This is a genomic window from Streptomyces sp. NPDC046805, assembly GCF_040645355.1.
Classification (GTDB): domain Bacteria; phylum Actinomycetota; class Actinomycetes; order Streptomycetales; family Streptomycetaceae; genus Streptomyces.
This window is the reverse complement of the sequence record NZ_JBEYYC010000001.1, coordinates 240,908-261,238: the sequence shown is the minus strand read 5'-3', so window position 1 is coordinate 261,238 and position 20,331 is coordinate 240,908. Positions and strand designations below refer to the sequence as shown.

Here is a 20,331-nt window from a genome sequence, read left to right as displayed (position 1 = left end):
CGGCGAATCACAGGGCCAGTTGGGACGCGGAGGACACGTGCATCAGCTGTCCGATGTCCGGTATCGGCTCCGAGGCGGGCGTCATCCCGGCCGACTCGGCCAGGGCCCGCACCGCTCGCGCCACGGTCCGTCCGGCCTGTGGGGGAGGCGCGAGAAGCGCGATCGCCACCGGGCGCTCCGGAGCCCCCGCGCCCCAGGTCCACCGGCCCATCGCGCCCAGGAGGCGGGAGTCGAGGAGCGCGCCCGCGGCGGGCGTGAGGTGTGTCTCGTCGGCGCGTGCCCACCGTAACTCCTCTGATTCCAGCAGGAGTTGACGTGATGCGGCACCGCCCGCGAGATCTGCCATGACGTCAACTGTGGGGCGATAGAGACGTCCACGCAACCAGCTCGACGATAATTTCGTGACGTCAGTTTTGCCCTGGGCAAGACGAGACACGCGTGGCAGACTGCCCGTCACCATTGATCCGGGAGGTAGGGCGTGGCCGACGCGCGTCCATGGACGGGGGCGGGCATCGCACCCACGGTGCGACGGGTCGTCCTCAGTCACCAGCTCGCACAGTTACGGAAAGAAGCCGGGGTCTCACTGGACGAGGCCGCCGGCCTGATCCACACCACCGCGCTGACGGTCCGCCGCATCGAGCGCGCCGAGTTCGCGGTGCGCCTGGTGTACGTGCAGCAGTTGCTGCCGTACTACCTGCGCGACCGCCCCGCCGAGGAACGCGAGCGGATCACCGCGGACCTGCTGGAGCTGGCCGGCGACGCCAACCAGCCGGGCTGGTGGGCGGACTACCGCGACGCGATGCCCACCTGGCTCAGCCCACTGCTCAGCCTGGAGGACGAGGCCTCCCTCATCCGCTCGTACAACCCGCACTTCGTGCCCGGCATCCTGCAGACGGCCGAGTACGCGCGGGCGCAGCTCCTCATGGGCGCGCCGGACGCACCGGCCGAGCAGATCGAACGCGCCGTCCAGGTACGGCTGCTGCGGCAGGAGCGGCTCGAGCGGCACACGACGCCGGTACGGCTGTGGCTGCTGCTGGAGCAGAACGTGTTCGCACGCCCGGTGGGCGACGCCGCCGTCATGCGCGGCCAGATGGACCGGCTCCTCGACCTGTGGGACCAGGAGCACATCACCCTGCAAGTGCTGCCGTTCACCTCGGGTGCCCACCCCGGCGCGTACGGCGCCTATTCCCTCTACCGGCTGCGCACCCAGGTCCTGCCCGACGTGGTCTACGTCGAGAACCTGACGCGGGGCTCCTACATCGACGACCCCGACGAAGTCGGCACCTACCTGGAAACACTGGACCGCATGGCCGGCAGCTACGCGGTCTCCCGCAGCGCCACCAGGAACTATCTCGAGCACGTCCGCAAGGAGTACGTATGACCGCCGTCCACCCCGCCGACGACGCGGTGGCCGCGACCGCCCCTGACGACGACGGCCTCGTGAGCGGGATGCCGGCGTACCGGCTCGGGAGGCACGGCTGGGAGTGCCCGTGGTCCAGCCCGAACGGCGGCGACTGCGTCGAGGTCAAGCGGCTGCCCGGCGGCCGCGTCGCCTTCCGGCAGTCGAAGGACCCGGACGGCCCCGCCCTGATCTACGACGCGGACGAGATCTCCGCCTTCCTCCGCGGAGTGAAGCGCGGCCTGGCCGACCATCTGTACGCGGCGCAGAGCAGCACCGTCTTCGCCGTATGAGAGCACCGATCGAGGGAGCACGCATGCCCGCGCAGGACCCGTCCCTGGCCCTACGGACGACCGCCCCGCACTCCGCCCGGATGTACGACTACTACCTGGGCGGCAAGGACAACTACCCGGTGGACAGGGAAGCCGCCGAGGCGGTCCTCAGCGTCCTGCCCAACGCCAGGATCATCGCGCGGAGCACACGGGAGTTCATGCACCGTGCCACCCGGTGGTTCGCCGCCCAGGGCATACGCCAGTTCCTGGACATCGGCACCGGCATCCCCACCGAACCCAACCTGCACCAGGTGGCCCAGCGCGAGGCGCCCGAGTCGCGCGTGGTGTACGTGGACCACGACCCGATCGTGCTGGCCCACGCGGACGCGCTGCTGCGCTCGGCGCCCGAGGGGCGCACGGCGTATCTGCACGGGGACGTGTACGCCCCGGAGCACATCCTGGGCTCGCCGGAACTGGAGCGGACACTGGACCTGTCCCAGCCGGTCGCCCTGTCGATGAACGCGCTCTTCCACTTCATCCCCGACGAGGACGACCCGGTCGGCATCATCCGCCGGATGATCAAGCCGCTCGCCCCGGGCAGCTATCTGTCCCTCACCCACGGGACCGCCGACTTCCTCGATCCCGAGGCCGCCGCGAGGGCGAGGGCGGTGTACCAGAAGGGCGGTATCCCCGCGGTGACGCGCAACAAGACGGAGTTCGAGGCCCTTTTCGCCGGGCTCGAGCCGGTGGAGCCGGGCATCGTCCCCGCATACCGCTGGCACCCCGACGGCCCGCCCAGAAAGGACGAGACCGACGAGACCACGTCCATCTACGGGGGCGTCGCGATCAAGCGGTGAGCGGGGTCGGCCACGGGCCTCGACCCACCGCGGTCACGGACGCTTCGGGGCGTCAGCGGGAACGCAGCCCCGAACCGACCGCGGTCCGTGACTCCGCGACCGGCGCGGGCGCGGGCGCGGCCTTCTCCGGGTCGCGCGCCCGGCGCTTGGCGAGGACCGCGCACACCATGAGCTGCATCTGGTGGAAGAGCATCAGCGGCAGCACGGCGAGGGAGGCGTGCGCGCCGAACAGGACGCTCGCCATGGGCAGTCCGGCCGCGAGGGACTTCTTCGACCCGGCGAACTGGATGGCGATCCGGTCCTCGCGGTCGAACCGCAGCGCCTTGCCGCCGTACCAGGTCAGCACGAGCATCACGGCGAGGAGCACGGCCTCGACGCCGAGCAGCACGGCCAGCCGGACGGGGCTCACCTGGTGCCAGATGCCCTGCACCATGCCCTCGCTGAACGCGGTGTAGACGACGAGCAGGATCGAGCCGCGGTCGACCAGCCCGAGCCCCTTCTTGTGCCGGGTGACGAAGCCCCCGATCCAGGGCCGCAGCGCCTGCCCGGCGAGGAAGGGCACCAGCAGCTGAAGCACGATCTTGAGCAGCGAGTCGGCCGAGAAGCCGCCGCCGCTGTTGCCGAGCAGCACGGCCGCGAGCAGCGGGGTGAGCACGATGCCGACCAGCGAGGAGAAGGAGCCGGCGCAGATCGCGGCGGGCACGTTGCCGCGGGCGATCGAGGTGAACGCGATCGACGACTGGATCGTCGACGGCACCAGGGTGAGGAACAGCAGGCCCTGGTAGAGCGGGTGGGTCAGGAGCGTCGGCACGAGCCCGCGGGCGGCCAGGCCGAGCAGCGGGAAGACGACGAACGTACAGGCCAGCACCATGATGTGGAGCCGCCAGTGGCGGAGTCCGTCGAGCGCCTCCCGGGTGGACAGGCGGACGCCGTACAGGAAGAAGAGGAAGGCGATCGCGGCGGTGGACGCGCCCGACGCCACGTCGGCGGCCGTGCCCCGGGCCGGGAAGAGCGCGGCGAGGCCCACCGTCCCGAGCAGAAGCAGGATGTAGGGGTCGATCGGCATCCAACTCGGCCAGTGCAGGCGTTTCACGGTGCTCCACTTGCTGTGCGTCGTGCTGTGGGTCGGTCCGGGGCCGGACGGCCCCTCTCCATCGTCCTCCTCCCTTTCGTGATCGGGAATCCGGCACACCACACTGACTGTCATCACGTTCCGCGATAGCCTCGCGGTGTGTACGACCCCTCGCACCTGCGGACGTTCCTGGCGGTCGCCCAGACGCTCAGCTTCACGCAGGCCGCCCGGCGGCTCGGGCTGCGGCAGTCCACGGTCAGCCAGCACGTGCGACGCCTGGAGGACGCCACGGGGCGGCAGCTGTTCCTGCGTGACACGCACTCCGTGGAGCTGACCGAGGACGGCGAGGCCATGCTGGGCTTCGCGCGCCGGATCCTGGCGGTGCACGAGCAGGCGACGGCGTTCTTCACCGGCACCCGGGTGCGCGGCCGGCTGCGGTTCGGCGCCTCGGAGGACTTCGTGCTGACCTGGCTGCCACAGATCCTGGAGGCCTTCCGCTACGACCACCCCGAGGTCGACCTGGAGCTGACGGTGGAGCTGTCCGGCACGCTGTACGAGCGGCTGGCGGCCGGGAAGCTGGACCTGGTGCTGGCCAAGCGGCGCCCGGAGGATCCGCGCGGTGAGCCGGTCTGGCACGACGAGCTGGTGTGGATCGGCGCGGAGCGGCTGCGCCTGGACCCGGGCGGCCCCGTGCCGCTCATCGTGTTCCCGCCGCCTGGCATCACCCGGGCGCGGGCGCTGGAGGCGCTGGAGCGGCAGGGCCGGCCGTGGCGCATCGTGTGCACGAGTGGCAGCCTCAACGGCCTCATCGCGGCCGCGCGCGCCGGACTCGGGGTCATGGCGCACTCCCGGCGACTGGTGCCGCCCGGGCTGTTCCGGGTGCCCGAGCGGGCGGGGCTGCCGGAGCTGGGCGAGGTCGACTTCGTGCTGGTGCACGGCCGACGGCGGGCCTCGGCCGCACAGGCGGCGGACGCGCTGGCGGCGGCGATCCTGGCGGGCGGGGAGCGACTGCTCCGGCCCGGCGGATAGCCGGCCGGCCCTCGGGGCGACGGGTGTGTGCATGCCCGGCCCGGACCCCGGCATGTAGCGCGAAACGAACGGTCGGACACCCACTTCGCAGGCGCCAGGCATGGTGACCAGGGCGTACAGATTCAGTGGAGATTGCGGCACCGAAACCTACGGAACCGTAAGAATTATGTCCGGCCCTTCCCCTTGTGCGGGCATTTTCCGGGCGCTACCCCCCGCGCACAAGGGCGTTGACCGGTTTCAACCCCCCTCCCGCCTCGTGAACAGGTGGGGTAGCTTTCACGGCGCTGCGCTGAGCGCACACGAAGAGCGAGGATCGGGGAGCGGGGAGTGCACGAGTTCACCAACCCTCAATGGGCGTCGATGCCGCCGGTTGGCGGTCTGGCCGACACCGTCTTCGAACTGGCGGCCGACGATCCACTCCATGTCGCGTTCGGCCGCAAGGACGAGAACGGGGAATGGCGGAATGTGACCGCCGCGGAGTTCCGGGACGAGGTCCTCGCGCTCGCCAAGGGGCTTCTCGCGGGCGGCATACGCTTCGGTGACCGGGTCGCCATCATGTCCCGCACCCGCTACGAGTGGACGCTGTTCGACTTCGCGCTGTGGACCATCGGCGCCCAGGTGGTGCCGATCTACCCCACCTCCTCCGCCGAGCAGTGCTTCTGGATGCTGTACGACGCCGAGGTGTCGGCGGCGATCGTGGAGCACGAGGACCACGCGATGACGATCGCCACGGTCATCGACCGGCTCCCGCAGCTGCGCCAGCTGTGGCAGCTGGACTCGGGCTGCGTGCAGGAGCTGTACGACGCGGGCGCGCACATCGACGACGACGTGGTGCAACGGCACCGGCGGGCCATCACCCCCGAGTCGATCGCCACGATCATCTACACCTCGGGCACCACAGGGCGCCCCAAGGGCTGTGTCCTCTCGCACGGGAACTTCATGTTCGAGTCCGAGACCATGGCCACCAAGTGGGAGCCGGTCTTCCACTCGAAGAAGGGCGACGAGGCGTCGACGCTGCTCTTCCTGCCGCTGGCGCACGTCTTCGGGCGGATGGTCGAGATCACGGCGTTCCGCGGCAAGGTGCGCCTCGGCCACCAGCCGCAGCTCAACGCCTCCGCTCTGCTACCCGATCTCGCCGCGTTCAAGCCGACGTTCATCACCGCGGTGCCGTACATCTTCGAGAAGGTGTTCAACGCGTCCCGCCGCAAGGCGGAGCGGGACGGCAAGTCCGGGCCGTTCGAGAAGGCCGTCGACGTCGCGGTGCGGTACGCGGACGCGGTGGAGGCGAAGGCGTGGGGCACCGGGCCCGGCCCTTCCGCCGGGCTGCGCCTGCAGCACCAGTTCTTCGACAAGGTCGTCTACGCGAAGGTGCGCGCCGCGATGGGCGGCCGTATCCGCAACTCCATGTCCGGCGGCTCCGGCATGGACCGCAGGCTGGGCCTGTTCTTCGCGGGCGCGGGCGTGCAGATCTACGAGGGGTACGGCCTCACGGAGTCGACGGCGGCCGCGACCGCCAACCCGCCCTACCGCACCCGCTACGGCACCGTCGGCCAGGCGATCCCGGGCGTCACCGTGCACATCGCGGACGACGGGGAGATCTGGCTGCACGGCGGCAACATCTTCCAGGGCTACCTCAACAACCCGAAGGCGACCGACGAGGCGCTGCACGAGGGCTGGCTGGCCACCGGCGACCTGGGCGCCCTGGACGAGGACGGCTTCCTCACCATCACCGGCCGCAAGAAGGAGATCCTGGTGACCTCCGGCGGCAAGAGCGTCTCGCCCGGCGTGCTGGAGGAGCGCGTCCGCGACCATCCGCTGGTCAACCAGTGCATCGTCGTCGGCAACGACCGCCCCTACATCGCGGCCCTGGTGACCATCGACCAGGAGGCCGTCGAGCACTGGCTGACCATGCGGGGCAAGCCGCAGCTGTCCGCCGCCCAGCTGGTGCGCGACCCCGATCTGGAGACCGAGGTGCGGCGTGCGGTGGTGGCCGCCAACACGCTGGTCTCCCAGGCCGAGTCGATCCGCACGTTCCGCATCCTCGCCCAGCCGTTCACCGAGGAACAGGGCCTGCTGACACCGTCGTTGAAGCTGAAGCGCAAGGCGATCGAGAAGGCGTACGAGAACGAGGTGGAGGCGCTCTACCGCGCGTGACCGGCCACGCCGGCCCGGCGGATTCCGCGGTCAGGAATGCGCGACGGCCCGTGGTCGTTGACGATGGGAGTACCACCTGTCGACAAACAAAGGATCAAGAGCTCGTGAGCAGCAAGGTCCCCCCGATCATCCTCAACAACGGCGTCGAGATGCCCCAGCTGGGCTTCGGCGTCTGGCAGGTGCCGGACGACGAGGCCGAGCAGGCGGTCGCCACGGCTCTTGAGGCCGGGTACCGCAGCATCGACACAGCGGCGATCTACGGCAACGAAGAGGGCACCGGCAAGGCCATCGCTGCCTCCGGCGTCCCCCGCGAGGACATTTTCGTCACCACCAAGCTCTGGAACAGCGAGCAGGGGTACGACAGCACCCTGCGCGCCTTCGACACGTCGCTGGAGAAGCTGGGCCTCGACCACCTCGACCTGTACCTGATCCACTGGCCGCTGCCGGGCCAGGACAAGTACATCGACACGTACAAGGCGCTGGAGAAGTTGTACAGCGACGGCCGTGTCCGTGCCATCGGCGTCTCCAACTTCCTTCCGGAGCACCTGGAGCGGCTGATCTCCGAGACCTCGGTCATCCCGGCGGTCAATCAGATCGAGCTCCACCCGCAGCTACAGCAGCACGCGGCGCGCGAGTTCCACGCCGAGCAGGGCATCCGCACCGAGGCCTGGTCGCCGCTCGGTTCGGGCAAGGGCCTGCTGGACGTTCCGGCCATCATCGCGATCGCCCAGAAGCACAACCGCACCCCGGCCCAGATCGTGCTGCGCTGGCACATCCAGCAGGGCAACATCGTGATCCCGAAGTCCGTGACGCCGTCCCGGATCATGGAGAACATCGACGTCTTCGACTTCAACCTGGACCCCGAGGACCTCGGGGCGATCAGCGCGCTGAACGAGGACCGCCGCCTGGGTCCCGACCCGGCGACGTTCGACATGGTCTGAGCCCCGCTTCCCGTACGCACGGTGTCGTGCGTACGGCCGGACGCCCCGCCGCGCGCCTTCCCGCACGGCGGGGCGTCCGCGTTCACGGCCCGCGGGCCGAGGAGGCCGGTCAACTCCCTTGAGGGGCGGCTCGGTCGGGGTGCACGTCCTCGTGGATGACCTCGAACTCCTCCTGTCCGACCACGGCCGTGTGGGACTTGACCGCCCCTTCGCGCCGCAACGCCGCGTGGCCCGCGCGGGACGCGGCCAGGGAGTCACGGTCGAGGAAGAGGGCGTCCGAGAGGCCCTGCCCCCGTTCCGGGTCCACGAACAGGGAGGCCCGGGCCAGCCCGTGCAGGCTCTCCAGCCGGGGCAGCACGGCCGTACGGAACGTGTCGACGAGCAGGTCCGCGTCGGCCGGGTCGAACTCCAGCCTGCTGACGCGCAGTCCGCCGCCGGCCCGCGGATGCTGCGCGGCGTGGAAGACCGCCACCTCGTAGTTGCGGACCGCCACCGTCCCGCCGAACGGCCCCATCAGGGCTCCCCGTCGCTCCCGCATCACCTCGTCGCTGTTGTGTCTCGCCTCCGCGGAGCCCCACCAGCTCACGGCCAGCAGCGTGCCGCGCTCCCGGTCCACGAAGACGCCTGCTCCGCGGTATCCCGGACGTTCTTCGAGCAGATCGCGCCCCTCCGTGTTCAGGGCCCTGATGGCTGTGTCGATCTTCGCGGGGTCGCCGGTCGCGTAAACGGTGCGGACGAACATGACGCCTCTCCCTGAAGCCGCGTGGCTCGTGAACTCTCGAGGAATTTCCAGGTTCAATGTCCGGAATGTCCAATATTCCCAGTTTTCCCGCAGGCGGCCAGTCGCCGCAAACGGCACAGCGGGCCGGGGATGCCATCGGACGACTTGACGGGGCCACGCAAAAGGCCGGTTCACCTCGGACCACGTCGAGTGACGGAAACTTTCCCTACAGAAGGGTCCACGCACCGTGCGCATGCGAACACCGACCTTCGCCGCAGTCTCGACAGCGTTGCTGCTGGCCGCCGGAGCACTCTCCGCGGGTGCCGCCCGCTTCCCCGTCGCTGCCTATGTCAGAAAGGACGCGGCCTGGGAGGGCTCCGTCAGGGCGGCCGACCTGCTCGCCAAGGTGACGTCCTGCAAGCGGGTTTCGCACGGCTTGTACCGGACCGACGCCGGCACCGCGGCCACGATCCCGGTGTGCGGCAAGAACGGCGCGGTGTTCTGGAAGGCCGACATGGACATCGACTGCGACGGCCAGAGCACCACGCACTGCAACGCGGACAACAGCCCCTGGTTCCAGGGGGACACGGCGTTCCACCAGTCCAACGGCGAGCCCCTGAGGTCCGATGCGCTGCCCTACGTCGTCGTGCCCGGCCCGAGCTCCATCTGGAACTACGCCGACTACGGCATCAAGGGCGGCGGCGTGGCCGCCGTCATCCACGGCGGCAAGGTCGAGTACGCGGTCGTCGGCGACACCGGACCCGCGAACATCATCGGCGAGGCCTCGTACGCCACCGCAAGAGCCCTCGGCGTCAACTCGGACCCGGCGACCGGGGGCATCCCGTCCGGCGTGACGTACATCCTCTTCAAGAACTCCCGCGTCTCCCCCATCGAGAGCCACAGCGCGGCCGTCTCCCTCGGGAATCGGCTGGCCCAGCAGTTCCTGCGCGACAACTGACCCCGGATGGCGGCGCAGCCCGGTACCGCGCCCCGCGCGGGCGCCGTGCCGGGCTTGCGGGACAGGTCAGTTGGGCTGCCCGAGCGGCCGTACGACGACGGCGCCGACGGCACCCATGGCGCCGCCCGTCACACGGGCCGTACCGCCGTGTGCACCGTGTACGCCGTCAGCACGAACAGGTCCGGGCGCCGGTGCACGCTCGCCGGGTCGGCCGGGTCGAGGAGGCGGTCCAGCGTGGCGATGTCGTCGGCGTCGAGGTCGTCGGCGAAGTCGTCACGGAAGCGGGAGAGGGACGCGGCGGCGTAGGAGCGGGCCCGCTCGGACGCCGGTGCGGGCAGATCCAGCAGGAAGCTGCGCGTGCGGGTGTGCTTCAGCCCCGCCGCCGTCAGCAGCGCGGCCCAGTCCTCGGTCTCCGCGACACTGCCCGGGAGGTCGGCCCGCATCCGCGCGAACCAGTCCTCCTGCAGGACGTCGAGCCGTGCCTGCAGCCCCGGCCGGCCGATGCCGATGTCCCGGGGCAGGAACCGGACGGGCAGACCGCCCTCCAGAACGGCCACGATGCCGCCGGGCGCGAGCCGGGCGCCGCACGCGGCGAGCGCGGCCCGCTGGTCGCCGAGGTGATGCAGACTGCGGCTCGCCCACAGCAGATCGGCCGGCTGGTCCAACTCGGCCAGAACGGCGGGGAGTTCACCGGCAAGGGTGTCGAACCGGTCGGCGACGCCCTGGCCCACGGCCCGCTCGCGGGCCCGCTCCAGCAGCGGCTCGGCGCCGTCCACCGCGACGACCCGCGCGCCCGGGAACGCCTCGGCGAACAGGCACGACACCACCCCCGGACCGCTGCCCGCGTCGACGATCAACCCCGGCCCGGTCACCTCCTCCGCGAGCCAGGCCATGGCCCGCTCGTACAGCGGGGCGAACAGCTCCGCCTGCGCCTCCAGCAGCGGGGCCATCTCGGCCCAGTCGAGGTCGGTGTGGTCGTGACGGTGACCGTGGTGGTGCCGGTGGTCGCGGTCGTCGTGCGGGGGGTGTGCCATGGAGGTCAGCCTCTCGTCGGGGTGCGCCCCAGCGTGCGCCGACGCACCGTCCGCCTGCCAGCCTTGTTGCCGAAGCGGCAAAAACGGGGGCCACTCGGTCAAGGGCTGCGGACTTCACCCGGCGGCTTGCGGAACGCCCTTACGGCGAAGCGAGGGTCGGCGCGGGGGCGGTCCTGGTCGGGGAGGCGGGCCAGGCCCTCGGCGACCCGCTCGGCGAGGGGGCTGCCGGGCGGCATGGTGGTGAACCAGCCGCGCCGTAGGTCGGCGACCATGCGGCGGGGGCTGGGGCCCTGGCCGATGCCGGGGAAGGATGTCTGTCCGGCCGGGTGCAGGCCGTGCTCGGCGGCATGGGCGGCGACGGTGTCGGCAGCGTCCGCGGCGCAGCGGTGCGGGCGCGGGGCGAGGACGGCGTCGATGTCGCTGCCCACGTCGTGCGCGGCGGCCTTGTCGACCGTGGTGACGTACACGCCGCCGGGCCGCAGCACGCGGGCGCACTCGGCGACGACGGACCGTACGTCGGCGGGGTCGGCCAACAGGTGCAGCAGCCACACGCTGGTCACCGCGTCGAACGTGCCGTCGGTGAACGGCAGTCGGCGGCTGTCGGCCAGCAGGATCGAGCCGGGCAGCCGGGCCGCGGCCCTTCGCGCCATGTTGGGCGCGAGGTCCGCCCCCGTCACCCGCAGCCCCGGCCGGCCCGCCGCCAGCCTTCGCGTCACGATCCCGGTGCCGCAGGCGAGGTCGAGGAGGCGACGGGCCCCGTCGGGGATCAGGCCGAGGGCGGCACCGGCGGCGGCTTCGGCCCGTGCCTCGCCGCCGCGTGACGCGTCGTAGGTGTCGGCTTCCTTGTCGTAGTCCAGCACATCCGTCAGTGTGCTCCGTGGCCTGGGGCCAGGTCCTCCACCCTGCGGGCGAGCTCGAAGTCCTTCTCGGTGACGGCGCCGCCGACGCTGTGCGTGTTCATCGTCAGGGACACGGTGTTGTAGCCGAGGGTCAGCTCGGAGTGGTGGTCGAGCTCCTCCTGGACCTGGGCGATGTGCACGACCATCGCCGTCGCCGCCGAGTGCGAGCCGAGCCGGTACGAGCGGGCGATGCGGTCCCCTTCCAGCGACCAGCCCGGCAGCTCGGCCAGCCGGTCCTCGATCTCCTGCTGGGACAGCGGTGCGACGGCCATGGTCTGGTTCCTTCCCGGGGCTGGTGCGCTTACCTGTTCAGCCTCCCACCTCACGCCGCCGCGCACGCGGGCCCACGCCCTTGCCGTCGGCGCAAGTACCCGGGATCGCTGAAGGGTTGACGCCCGGTAACTTCGGATGCCCGCGGCGGACCCGTGTGCGGCGGGGATCTCGCGTGCCACACTGCTCGCACATGCGACGCGGAGGGAGGGTGGGGCGTGAGCGAGCGGCGGGCCGCACCCACCGTGGGCCAGGTGGTGCTCGGCAGACGCCTGCGGGAACTGCGAGAGGCGGCGGGCCTGGGGCGTGAGGAGGCGGCCCGCGTGCTGCGGGTGGCCCCGGCGACCGTACGGCGGATGGAGACGGCCGAGGTCGCGCTGAAGATCCCCTACGTGCAGGTGCTGCTGGCCACCTACGAGGTGCCCGCCGAGGAACGCGCCGCGTTCGTGGCGCTGGCCGAGGAGGCCAACCAGCCGGGCTGGTGGCAGCGGTTCCACGACGTGCTGCCGGACTGGTTCAGCATGTACGTGAGCCTGGAGGGCGCCGCCCGCATCATCCGCTCCTACGAGCCGCACTTCGTGCCCGGCCTGCTGCAGACCGAGGCGTACGCGCGCGCCGTGCTGGAGGCCGGGACCATCGGTCAGGCCCGCCCGGAGACGATCGAGCGCCATGTCTCCCTGCGCATGGCCCGGCAGCGGCTCCTGGAGCGGGACGACCCGCCCCACCTGTGGGTGATCATGGACGAGACGGTGCTGCGGCGCCCGGTGAGCGTGCACGCGGGCGTGATGCGCGACCAGCTGGACAAGCTGCTGGAGTACGCCGAGCGGGGCCGGATCACCCTCCAGCTCGCCGAGTTCGCGGCCGGCCCGCACCCGGGGACGTACGCGCCCTTCACGCTGTTCCGGTTCGCCGAGCCGGAGCTGCCCGACATGGTCTTCACCGAGTACCTGACCGGCGCGCTCTACCTGGACTCGCGCCAGGAGGTGGCGACGCATCTGGAGGTCCTGGACCACATGACGGCGCGGGCCGCGTCGGCGCCGCGCACCAGGAAGCTCCTGCGCGAGCACCGCGAGACCCTCTGAAGACCCTGGAGCGGGGCGGCCTGCCGCAAGGCCGCCCCGGATGTCAGGCCGCGCCGCCCTTCGTGTCCCGCTCTTCGTCGACGATCTCCGCGTCCACGACGCCTTCCTCCTCCTGTTCCTCGGCGGGCCCGGCGCTCTGCGTGGGCGGCTGCTGCTGGGCCTGGGCGTACATGGCCTGCCCCATCTTCTGGCTGACGGAGGCGAGTTTCTCGACGCCGGCGCGCAGGGCCGCCGTCTCGGCGTTCTGCTCCAGCAGGGTCTTCAGCTCCGCTGCGGCCGCCTCGACCTCGGCCTTGGTGTCGGCGGGCACCCGGCCCTCGTTGTCCCGGACGAACTTCTCGGTCTGGTAGACGAGTTGCTCGGCCTGATTGCGGGTCTCGGCCGACTCCCGGCGCTTCCGGTCCTCCTCGGCGTACTGCTCGGCCTCCCGCATCATGCGGTCGATGTCGTCCTTCGGCAGGGCCGAGCCGCCGGTGACGGTCATCTTCTGCTCGCGTCCCGTGGCGAGGTCCTTCGCGGAGACGTGCATGATCCCGTTGGCGTCGATGTCGAAGGCCACCTCGATCTGCGGCACCCCGCGCGGGGCGGGCGGCAGCCCGGTCAGGTCGAAGACGCCGAGCTTCTTGTTGTAGGCGGCGATCTCCCGTTCGCCCTGGTAGACCTGGATGCCGACGGAGGGCTGGTTGTCGGCGGCCGTCGTGAAGATCTCCGAACGGCGCGTCGGGATCGTCGTGTTGCGCTCGATCAGCTTGGTCATGATGCCGCCCTTGGTCTCGATGCCCAGGGACAGCGGGGTGACGTCGAGAAGCAGCACGTCCTTGACATCGCCGCGGATGACGCCCGCCTGGAGCGTGGCGCCGACGGCCACCACCTCGTCCGGGTTGACGCCCTTGTGCGGGTCCTTGCCCGTGAGCTCCTTGACCAGGTCGGTGACCGCGGGCATCCGGGTGGAGCCGCCGACGAGGATGACGTGGTCCACGGCGGAGAGCTGCACGTTCGCGTCCTTGACCGCCTGGTGGAACGGGGCCTTGCAGCGGTCCAGCAGATCGGCGGTGAGCTCCTGGAACTGGGCGCGGGTCAGCTTCTCGTCGAGGTGCAGCGGGCCCTCGGCGGAGGCGGTGATGTAGGGGAGGTTGACGGACGTCTCGGACGAGGACGACAGCTCGATCTTGGCCTTCTCGGCGCCCTCGCGCAGCCGCTGCAGCGCCATCTTGTCGCCCGCGAGGTCGATGCCGTACTGCCCCTTGAACTTCTTGACCAGGTACTCGACGATGCGCTGGTCCCAGTCGTCGCCGCCCAGGTGCGTGTCGCCGTTGGTGGCCTTGACCTCGATGACGCCGTCGCCGATCTCCAGCAGGGACACGTCGAAGGTGCCGCCGCCGAGGTCGAAGACGAGGACGGTCTGCTCCTCGCCGCGGTCGAGGCCGTAGGCGAGGGCGGCGGCCGTCGGCTCGTTGATGATCCTCAGCACGTTCAGACCGGCGATCTCCCCGGCCTCCTTGGTCGCCTGCCGCTGGGCGTCGTCGAAGTACGCCGGTACGGTGATCACCGCGTCGGTGACGTCCTCGCCCAGGTAGGCCTCCGCGTCCCGCTTCAGCTTCTGCAGCACGCGCGCCGACAGCTCCTGCGCCCGGTAGCGGGTGCCGTCCACGGAGCCGCTCTCCGGGAAGCGCCAGGCGCCGTCGCCCATGTGCCGCTTGACCGAGCGCGCGGTGCGCTCCACGTTGGTCACGGCCTGCCGCTTGGCGACCTCGCCGACCAACACCTCGGCGTTCTTGGCGAAGGCCACGACCGAGGGCGTGGTCCGCGCGCCTTCGGCGTTGGCGACGACGGTGGGCTCACCGCCCTCCAGGACGGCCACCACCGAGTTCGTCGTCCCCAGATCGATCCCGACCGCACGAGCCATCTCCGTCCCCTTCCGCACAGGGCGCATCCGTCGAATCCAGCACAAAACCTGACCGCGCCGTTGTCAATGCCACCTGATCCGGGCGGGCGGATACGACGGTGCCGCGCCCCTGTGCGTGCGGGGCGCGGCACCGGAGACGTACGGCGGTCAGGCGAGCTTCGCCGTCAGGGTGATCGGCGTGCCGGTCAGGGCCTGGCTGACCGGGCAGTTCTTCTTGGCGTCCTCGGCGGCGGCCTGGAAGGTGTCCTGGTCCACGCCGGGGACCGTCCCCTCGACGGTCAGGTGGATGCCGGTGATGCCCTCACCCGGCTGCAAGGTGACGTCCGCCGAGGTGACGAGCCTGGTGGGCTGGTGGCCGGCGCTGCTCAGGCCGTGCGACAGGGCCATGGAGTAGCAGGCGGAGTGCGCGGCGGCGATCAGCTCCTCGGGGCTGGTCTTGCCGTTCGGCTCCTCGGCGCGCGAGGGCCACGACACCGGGTACGTGCCGATGCCGGAGGAGTCGAAGGTGACGTCGCCGCCGCCCTGGAGCAGGTTGCCTTCCCAGACGGTGTGTGCGGTGCGCGTGGTGGCCACGGTGGTTCCTTTCGTGTGTGATCCCTTGGTCCCCGTTGGTTCCCGGTTCCCCGCTCCGGGTCCCGGTCCCCATCCGACCACATGCGGGCTCACCGCACCCGGAGCGCCGGACCGCCCGGGTGGATGTACGGCGGGCGGCCGCCCCGCGGGATCGTCCTTGGTGAGCACCCAAGGGCTTCGGGAGGGCTACCGGCCGTCGTACCCCGCGGTCGGCATCGACAGCCGCCGGTGGACGCGGGCCTTCATCTGCGCGTCGTACGACGGCTCCGCGCAGCCGACCGTCTCGACGCGCACCTCGCGCCGGGCGCACTCCGCGAGGAACTGGTCGACGGACGACAGCGCGCTCTCCAGCACGCGCCGGCTGGGCGCGACGAACAGGTCCACGCCGGGCCGGACCCCGTCCCACAGCACGCAGTGGTCGGGCCGCAGCCCCCGTACCAGCAACTCCCGTGCGACGACGTACCCGTGCTCGGCGGCCCAGCGGGCGCACATCGCGTGCTGGCTGCGGGAATCCACGAGGAAGGGATCCGCCTCCAGTTCCTCGAGCGGCGTCAGACTCGCGATCGCCGTGACCCGAACCGGTCTCATGGCGTCCCCCTCACCTCCGGGTTTCGCCGCCGACCCTACTCCTGCCCGCAGGCTTCACGGGAGTCGCGCGAAAGAGGCAAACACGGTGCCGCCCGCGCCGGGTGCGCGCCTGCTGCCGCCTGCGGTCTACGCCAGCACCCGTGAGCCTCCCACCGGAACGTCCCACAGGTCCTCGCGGTCCAGGCCCTCCTTCTCCCACGCGTCCCGTACCCGGGTGAGCGGCTCCAGGACGGGCTCGGCGGACAGGACGAACGTGCCCCAGTGCATGGGGGCCATCCGGCGGGCGCCGAGGTCCTGGGCGGCGCGCACCGCCTCCTCCGGGTCGCAGTGGACGTCGCTGAGCCACCAGCGCGGGTGGTACGCGCCGATGGGGAGCAGCGCGAGGTCGATGCCGGGGTAGCGGCGGCCGATGCGGGAGAACCAGTGGCCGTAGCCCGTGTCGCCGGCGAAGTGGACGCGCTGTCCGTCCGGCGCGGTGAGCACCCAGCCGCCCCACAGGCTGCGGCACGTGTCGGTGAGGGTGCGCTTGGACCAGTGGTGGGCGGGCACGAAGTCGAAGCGGACGCCGGACAGTTCGGACGCCTCCCACCAGTCCAGTTCGGTGACGGTGGTGAACCGGCGCCGCCGGAACCAGCGGCCGAGGCCCGCGGGCACGAACACCGGGGTGTGGCGCGGGAGTCGGCGCAGGGTCGGGGCGTCCAGATGGTCGTAGTGGTTGTGGCTGATGACGACGGCGTCGATGCGTGGCAGCGCGCTCCAGGCGAGGCCCACGGGGGTGATGCGGGCCGGGGTGCCGAGGATCCGGCGTGACCAGACCGGGTCGGTGAGGACGACGAGGCCGCCGATCTGGACGACCCAACTGGCGTGCCCCGCCCAGCTGACGGCGATCGTGGGGGCGTCGAGGCGGGGCACCGGGCCCGGCTCGTAGGGGATGTGGCGGATGTCGGCGAGGCCCTCGGGTCCGGGCCGTACGGAGCCCTCCCGGGCGAAGCGGGCGAAGGCCTTGAGTCCGGGCAGGGGGGCGGTGAGCCGGTCGTGGAACAGCCGTGGCCAGAAGCGGTGTTCGCCCAGCGGGCGGGGTTCGGCGAGCGGCGGGAAGGGGGGCGCGAGGGGGGTCGGGGCGGTGGGTGCGGGGGCGCCGGGGGCTGCGGCTTCCCCGGCTGTCATGGTCGTGGTGGTCGACCCGGACGGCGGCGTCTGCTGCGTCATCGAGGAGGCTCCCATCGCTGAGCGTCGTCGCGAAGGTCGTCGAAGACCGACCTCAAGGAGATCAACGCGCGTTGCACGTGTGGCAGTTCCCACGGTGAGGGTGAGGTGAGGCATGCGGCGCGTTCCTCGTCGGTCCCGCGCAGCAGCGGGCCGGTCGCGAGCCGCACGCGCAGCGCCCCGAGGTCGTCGCCGAAACGGTGGCCGCCGGGCGCCGGCATCCCGAGCCGGGCGGTGAGGAAGTCCTCCAACTCCTGTGCGTCGCCGACGCCTTGCGCTTCGAGCGAGTCCCGCAGCGGATCGAGGTCGACGTAGAGGTGCCGCCCGGCCTGCGGCGGGCGGGACAGGGCCACGGCGGCCACGGCGGCGTGCACGGCGGCGGCCACGCGCGCGTGCAGGCGCACGGCGGCGTCGCGGCGTATGGTGACCGGCTCGGGTTCGTCGAGCGCGTACTCGGCGGCGGCTGCGACCGGCTCCGCGACCCGCGCCCCCAGAGCGGTGAGGACGTCGAGCACGCGCGCGTGGAGCTGCTCCCCCGCCTCTCCGGCCGGGAACCGGGCGACGGCCGCGGGCCAGCCGGGCGGCAGCAGGGCGCCGGCCAGGTCGGTGACGACGGTGACCCCGTCGGGCAGCATCTCGGCGGGGCCGAGCAGCACGGTGTCGTGCGGGGCGTGCACGGTGTCGCGCCAGGTCTCGTCGCTGACCAGGTGCAGCCCCTCGCCCTCGGCGACCTCGACGGTCTCGTGCACCAGCTCGGGCGGGGCGACGGTGGCGGTCGGGTCGTCGGCGACGGAGAGCACGAGCAGGCGCGGGTCGCCGCCCTCCGCGCGCACGCGGCGCACGGTCTCCATGAGGGCGTACGGGTCCGGCACGCCGCCGCACTCGGCGGGGGTCGCCACGGGGAACAGGGGTCTGCCCAGCAGGCGGGCGTACGGCCCCCACCAGGCGGCGCAAGGCCGCGGCACCAGCACGTCGCCGCCGAGCGCGGCGGTCAGCGCGAGCAGCAGGGACGGCGCGCCGGGGCCCGCGGCCACCTGGACCGGTTCGGTGGGCAGTCCGCGGCGCGTCCAGTAGCCGCACGCCGCGTCGAGGACCGCGGGGGCGCCGCCGACCGGCTGCGGCCCGGCCCGGTCGGCCGCCGCGGCGAGCACGTCGGAGAGTGCGGGGAGGACGGGCAGTCCGTCGTCGGGGAAGGGGGGACCGTAGCGGACGGGGCCGTGGCCCTCGTGGTCCGTCCGCCGCATGTCCGCCTCCGTGCGGTCCGTGGTGCCGTGGCCTGTCCCAGTCCCGTCCGTGCTTCGCCGCGGGCGTCCGCCGCTGTTGTGTCCCGCGTTCCGCGTCAGCCCCACGCGTCCGTCCTGCGCTGGAGCAGCCGGTGTACGGCGGCCCCGAGCGCACCCAGGATCAGCACGGCGCCGGCGACCAGCGCCGGTACGGACCCGTTGCCGACGCTCCCCTCTCCGGCCTGCACCCCGTGCTCGGTGGCGTCCGAGCCGCAGGTGTCGTCTCCCGTGGGCTCGTCGCACGTACGGCCCTCGTCACAGGATGCCCCCTGGGACTCCTCGCACGCTGAACTTCCGTCACAGGACTTGGAGTTGCCGCACTGCTGCGCGTCGGCGGAGGCGCCTCCGTCATCGGTGTCGCCGCTGTCATCACTGTCACCGGGATCTGCGGCGGCGTCGGGGTCTTTGGTGCCGGAGTTCCCGACGCCTTGGTCGCTGCCGCCACCGGGACCATCGGTGCTGCCGGTGCTGCCGGTGCCTCCGAACCCGCTGTCACCCGTGCCCGTGCCCGTACCGGCCCCCGCACCGGCGTCGTCCCCCGTGCTCTTGCCACCTGGAGGCACCGTCAACTCCGTGCTCCACGGTTGCCCTTTCGTACCGGCCGAGGCCGGGCAGTCGCCGTCGACCGTCCACGTGCCGTCCTGCCCGGGAGCCCCGGAAGCCCCGAACGCCTTCGGGCCGGGTGACTTCGAGTCGGAGGAGGCCTTCGAGTCGGAGGCCTTCGGGGCGGGTACGGCGTTCGCGCCCGGCGCGATGCGCGCGGTGCCCCGGTAGGCGGGGGCGGACGCCTGGCCGGCGGCGCCGGGGACCCGGCTCAGCCGCACCGTTCCCTTCTCGAAGGCGAGGGAGGAGGCGTTGATGGTGTCCGGGGCGGTCGCGCGGGTCGGGGCACAGGTCACGGACACGGTGACGCTGTCGCCTCGCTGGACGGTGGCCGGGCTGACCTTCGCGGCGGGGCCCGCGGAGGCGGCCTCCGCGAACGCGGCCGGGGCGGTGCCCACGGCCACGCCGGCCAGGGCGACGACGAGGGCACGGGCGGTGCGGCGCATGAACGAGCTCCTTGGACCGACGGCTGCGGGGGCACGACGGTCGTGCCCCCGCAGCCATCACAGCTCGCCTGCCCGCGGCCCGCGCGCGGCCGGGCCCCATTAGCGGGACGCGAACGGCCTATCGGGTGACCCGGACGGCTATGCGACGTCCCGCATCACCTGGTCCCGGAGCCGGTTGCAGCAGCGGTTGATCAGCCGGGAGACGTGCATCTGCGAGATGCCGAGCTGCTCGGCGATGCGGCTCTGCGTCATGTCCCCGAAGAAGCGCAGGTAGAGGATGGTCCGCTCCCGCTCGGGCAGCACGGCCAGCCGGGGCGCCACGGCCTCGCGGTCCACCACCGCGTCCAGCGCGGGATCGGACGAGCCGAGGGTGTCGCTCAGCGAGTACCCGTCGTCGCTGCCGGGCGCCTCCGCGTCCAGCGACAGCGCGGTGCAGCCGTCCAGCGCCTCGAGACCGTCGCGTACGTCGGCCTCGCTCAGGTCCGCGTGCTCGGCGATCTCCGCGACGCTGGGCCGTCCGCCCGGCGCGCTCTGCGTGAGGTCCTGGCCGGCGGCCCGCACCTGGTTGCGCAGGTCCTGGAGCCGACGGGGGACGTGCACCGTCCACATGTGGTCGCGGAAGTGCCGTTTGATCTCGCCGGTGATGGTGGGCACGGCGTAGCTCTCGAAGGCATGGCCGCGTCCGGGGTCGTACCGGTCGACCGCCTTGACGAGGCCGAGCGCCGCGACCTGGCGCAGGTCCTCGAAGTTCTCGCCGCGGCCGCGGAAGCGCCCCGCGAGCCGTTCGGCCATCGGCAGCCAGGCCTCGACGATCTCGTCACGAAGCGTGTCGCGCCGTCGGCCCGGCGGCAGTGCGGCGAGCCTGCGGAAGGCAGCCGCGGTGTCGGGGGCGTCGTCGTGCGGGTGGTGCAGCGTGCTCGCTCGTTTCGGCATGGTGCGTCGCAACTCCCTTGGAGCGCTGGGTCGGACGGTCCCCGTGGGAACGCCTGCCGCGATCGGACAGGCTCTCCCGCGGCGACGACGTGCCACTCCCACGGG

The 20,331-nt window shown here is 72.0% G+C and carries 21 protein-coding genes; 8 read left to right on the top strand and 13 right to left on the bottom strand.

What is annotated here, in order from left to right; all coding sequences use genetic code 11:
- Positions 1 to 7 precede the first annotated feature (7 nt).
- The gene (locus ABZ910_RS01385) at positions 8 to 346 is read right to left on the bottom strand and encodes a hypothetical protein (RefSeq protein WP_361357341.1); all 339 of its coding nucleotides are present in this window, start codon (positions 344 to 346) and stop codon (positions 8 to 10) included.
- A gap of 132 nt (positions 347 to 478) precedes the next feature.
- Between ABZ910_RS01385 and ABZ910_RS01380 the strand changes: the two genes are divergently transcribed.
- Genes ABZ910_RS01380 through ABZ910_RS01370 form a run of 3 tightly spaced genes read left to right on the top strand, consistent with a single transcriptional unit; the run spans position 479 to position 2,528 of the window.
- A complete protein-coding gene (locus ABZ910_RS01380; RefSeq protein WP_361357338.1) occupies positions 479 to 1,381 on the top strand; it encodes a DUF5753 domain-containing protein in 903 nt (300 codons plus the stop codon).
- Entirely contained in the window at positions 1,378 to 1,692 is a 315-nt protein-coding gene (locus ABZ910_RS01375) for a DUF397 domain-containing protein (RefSeq protein ID WP_361357335.1), read from the top strand. The genes ABZ910_RS01380 and ABZ910_RS01375 overlap by 4 nt, the downstream gene beginning before the upstream one ends.
- Positions 1,693 to 1,715: 23 nt before the next feature.
- On the top strand, positions 1,716 to 2,528 hold the full coding sequence (locus ABZ910_RS01370; protein WP_361357333.1) for an SAM-dependent methyltransferase: 813 nt from the start codon (positions 1,716 to 1,718) through the stop codon (positions 2,526 to 2,528).
- 52 nt (positions 2,529 to 2,580) lie between these two features.
- Here ABZ910_RS01370 and ABZ910_RS01365 read toward each other — a convergent pair whose 3' ends face one another.
- Positions 2,581 to 3,594, bottom strand: a complete 1,014-nt coding sequence (locus tag ABZ910_RS01365) for a bile acid:sodium symporter family protein (RefSeq protein WP_361358089.1) — start codon at positions 3,592 to 3,594, stop codon at positions 2,581 to 2,583.
- Positions 3,595 to 3,759: 165 nt separating this feature from the next.
- Between ABZ910_RS01365 and ABZ910_RS01360 the strand changes: the two genes are divergently transcribed.
- The 3 genes from ABZ910_RS01360 to ABZ910_RS01350 all read left to right on the top strand — a co-directional run bounded on the left by ABZ910_RS01360 (position 3,760) and on the right by ABZ910_RS01350 (position 7,724).
- Complete coding sequence (locus ABZ910_RS01360) at positions 3,760 to 4,629, top strand: LysR substrate-binding domain-containing protein (protein WP_361357330.1); 870 nt, start codon at positions 3,760 to 3,762, stop codon at positions 4,627 to 4,629.
- 327 nt (positions 4,630 to 4,956) lie between these two features.
- A complete protein-coding gene (locus tag ABZ910_RS01355) occupies positions 4,957 to 6,783 on the top strand; it encodes a long-chain fatty acid--CoA ligase (RefSeq protein ID WP_361357328.1) in 1,827 nt (608 codons plus the stop codon).
- A gap of 104 nt (positions 6,784 to 6,887) precedes the next feature.
- On the top strand, positions 6,888 to 7,724 hold the full coding sequence (locus ABZ910_RS01350; RefSeq protein WP_361357325.1) for an aldo/keto reductase: 837 nt from the start codon (positions 6,888 to 6,890) through the stop codon (positions 7,722 to 7,724).
- A 109-nt stretch (positions 7,725 to 7,833) separates the two neighbouring features.
- On the opposite strand, the gene ABZ910_RS01345 is transcribed toward ABZ910_RS01350, so the two are convergent.
- A complete protein-coding gene (locus tag ABZ910_RS01345) occupies positions 7,834 to 8,466 on the bottom strand; it encodes a hypothetical protein (protein WP_361357322.1) in 633 nt (210 codons plus the stop codon).
- Between the two features lie 226 nt (positions 8,467 to 8,692).
- Here ABZ910_RS01345 and ABZ910_RS01340 point away from each other — a divergent pair, with 226 nt between their 5' ends.
- Complete coding sequence (locus ABZ910_RS01340; RefSeq protein ID WP_361357320.1) at positions 8,693 to 9,403, top strand: glycoside hydrolase family 75 protein; 711 nt, start codon at positions 8,693 to 8,695, stop codon at positions 9,401 to 9,403.
- A gap of 128 nt (positions 9,404 to 9,531) precedes the next feature.
- Here the strand turns inward: ABZ910_RS01340 and ABZ910_RS01335 are convergent, their stop codons facing one another.
- From ABZ910_RS01335 to ABZ910_RS01325, 3 genes are all read right to left on the bottom strand, one after another.
- On the bottom strand, positions 9,532 to 10,437 hold the full coding sequence (locus tag ABZ910_RS01335; RefSeq protein ID WP_361357317.1) for a class I SAM-dependent methyltransferase: 906 nt from the start codon (positions 10,435 to 10,437) through the stop codon (positions 9,532 to 9,534).
- Positions 10,438 to 10,535: 98 nt separating this feature from the next.
- Positions 10,536 to 11,297 (bottom strand): class I SAM-dependent methyltransferase, encoded by a 762-nt coding sequence (locus ABZ910_RS01330; protein WP_361357314.1) that lies wholly within the window; start codon positions 11,295 to 11,297, stop codon positions 10,536 to 10,538.
- Positions 11,298 to 11,302: 5 nt separating this feature from the next.
- Positions 11,303 to 11,608 carry a 4a-hydroxytetrahydrobiopterin dehydratase gene (locus tag ABZ910_RS01325; RefSeq protein ID WP_361357311.1) on the bottom strand — a complete coding sequence of 102 codons (306 nt, stop codon included), beginning with the start codon at positions 11,606 to 11,608 and terminating at the stop codon, positions 11,303 to 11,305.
- A gap of 216 nt (positions 11,609 to 11,824) precedes the next feature.
- Between ABZ910_RS01325 and ABZ910_RS01320 the strand changes: the two genes are divergently transcribed.
- Positions 11,825 to 12,688 carry a helix-turn-helix transcriptional regulator gene (locus ABZ910_RS01320; RefSeq protein ID WP_361357308.1) on the top strand — a complete coding sequence of 288 codons (864 nt, stop codon included), beginning with the start codon at positions 11,825 to 11,827 and terminating at the stop codon, positions 12,686 to 12,688.
- Positions 12,689 to 12,731: 43 nt separating this feature from the next.
- On the opposite strand, the gene dnaK is transcribed toward ABZ910_RS01320, so the two are convergent.
- The 7 genes from dnaK to ABZ910_RS01285 form a co-directional block, all read right to left on the bottom strand.
- On the bottom strand, positions 12,732 to 14,594 hold the full coding sequence (gene dnaK, locus ABZ910_RS01315) for a molecular chaperone DnaK (RefSeq protein WP_361357305.1): 1,863 nt from the start codon (positions 14,592 to 14,594) through the stop codon (positions 12,732 to 12,734).
- Between the two features lie 147 nt (positions 14,595 to 14,741).
- Positions 14,742 to 15,167 carry an OsmC family protein gene (locus ABZ910_RS01310; RefSeq protein WP_361357303.1) on the bottom strand — a complete coding sequence of 142 codons (426 nt, stop codon included), beginning with the start codon at positions 15,165 to 15,167 and terminating at the stop codon, positions 14,742 to 14,744.
- Positions 15,168 to 15,353: 186 nt separating this feature from the next.
- Entirely contained in the window at positions 15,354 to 15,755 is a 402-nt protein-coding gene (locus ABZ910_RS01305; protein ID WP_361357300.1) for a hypothetical protein, read from the bottom strand.
- Positions 15,756 to 15,881: 126 nt separating this feature from the next.
- Positions 15,882 to 16,964 (bottom strand): MBL fold metallo-hydrolase, encoded by a 1,083-nt coding sequence (locus tag ABZ910_RS01300; RefSeq protein ID WP_361357297.1) that lies wholly within the window; start codon positions 16,962 to 16,964, stop codon positions 15,882 to 15,884.
- Positions 16,961 to 18,205 (bottom strand): aminotransferase class I/II-fold pyridoxal phosphate-dependent enzyme, encoded by a 1,245-nt coding sequence (locus ABZ910_RS01295; protein WP_361357294.1) that lies wholly within the window; start codon positions 18,203 to 18,205, stop codon positions 16,961 to 16,963. The genes ABZ910_RS01300 and ABZ910_RS01295 overlap by 4 nt, the downstream gene beginning before the upstream one ends.
- 95 nt (positions 18,206 to 18,300) lie before the next feature.
- Positions 18,301 to 19,293 carry a hypothetical protein gene (locus ABZ910_RS01290; RefSeq protein ID WP_361357291.1) on the bottom strand — a complete coding sequence of 331 codons (993 nt, stop codon included), beginning with the start codon at positions 19,291 to 19,293 and terminating at the stop codon, positions 18,301 to 18,303.
- Between the two features lie 138 nt (positions 19,294 to 19,431).
- Positions 19,432 to 20,226 (bottom strand): RNA polymerase sigma factor SigF, encoded by a 795-nt coding sequence (locus ABZ910_RS01285; protein WP_361357288.1) that lies wholly within the window; start codon positions 20,224 to 20,226, stop codon positions 19,432 to 19,434.
- Positions 20,227 to 20,331: the final 105 nt, after the last annotated feature.

Excerpts from the sequence above, each read along its gene's own strand:
- ABZ910_RS01385 (WP_361357341.1), bottom strand. The coding sequence starts at position 346 with ATGGCAGATCTCGCGGGCGGTGCCGCATCACGTCAACTCCTGCTGGAA.
- ABZ910_RS01375 (WP_361357335.1), top strand. The coding sequence starts at position 1,378 with ATGACCGCCGTCCACCCCGCCGACGACGCGGTGGCCGCGACCGCCCCT.
- ABZ910_RS01370 (WP_361357333.1), top strand. The coding sequence starts at position 1,716 with ATGCCCGCGCAGGACCCGTCCCTGGCCCTACGGACGACCGCCCCGCAC.
- ABZ910_RS01365 (WP_361358089.1), bottom strand. The coding sequence starts at position 3,594 with ATGCCGATCGACCCCTACATCCTGCTTCTGCTCGGGACGGTGGGCCTC.
- ABZ910_RS01345 (WP_361357322.1), bottom strand. The coding sequence starts at position 8,466 with ATGTTCGTCCGCACCGTTTACGCGACCGGCGACCCCGCGAAGATCGAC.
- ABZ910_RS01335 (WP_361357317.1), bottom strand. The coding sequence starts at position 10,437 with ATGGCACACCCCCCGCACGACGACCGCGACCACCGGCACCACCACGGT.
- ABZ910_RS01325 (WP_361357311.1), bottom strand. The coding sequence starts at position 11,608 with ATGGCCGTCGCACCGCTGTCCCAGCAGGAGATCGAGGACCGGCTGGCC.
- dnaK (WP_361357305.1), bottom strand. The coding sequence starts at position 14,594 with ATGGCTCGTGCGGTCGGGATCGATCTGGGGACGACGAACTCGGTGGTG.
- ABZ910_RS01305 (WP_361357300.1), bottom strand. The coding sequence starts at position 15,755 with ATGAGACCGGTTCGGGTCACGGCGATCGCGAGTCTGACGCCGCTCGAG.
- ABZ910_RS01300 (WP_361357297.1), bottom strand. The coding sequence starts at position 16,964 with ATGACGCAGCAGACGCCGCCGTCCGGGTCGACCACCACGACCATGACA.
- ABZ910_RS01295 (WP_361357294.1), bottom strand. The coding sequence starts at position 18,205 with ATGCGGCGGACGGACCACGAGGGCCACGGCCCCGTCCGCTACGGTCCC.
- ABZ910_RS01290 (WP_361357291.1), bottom strand. The coding sequence starts at position 19,293 with ATGCGCCGCACCGCCCGTGCCCTCGTCGTCGCCCTGGCCGGCGTGGCC.
- ABZ910_RS01285 (WP_361357288.1), bottom strand. The coding sequence starts at position 20,226 with ATGCCGAAACGAGCGAGCACGCTGCACCACCCGCACGACGACGCCCCC.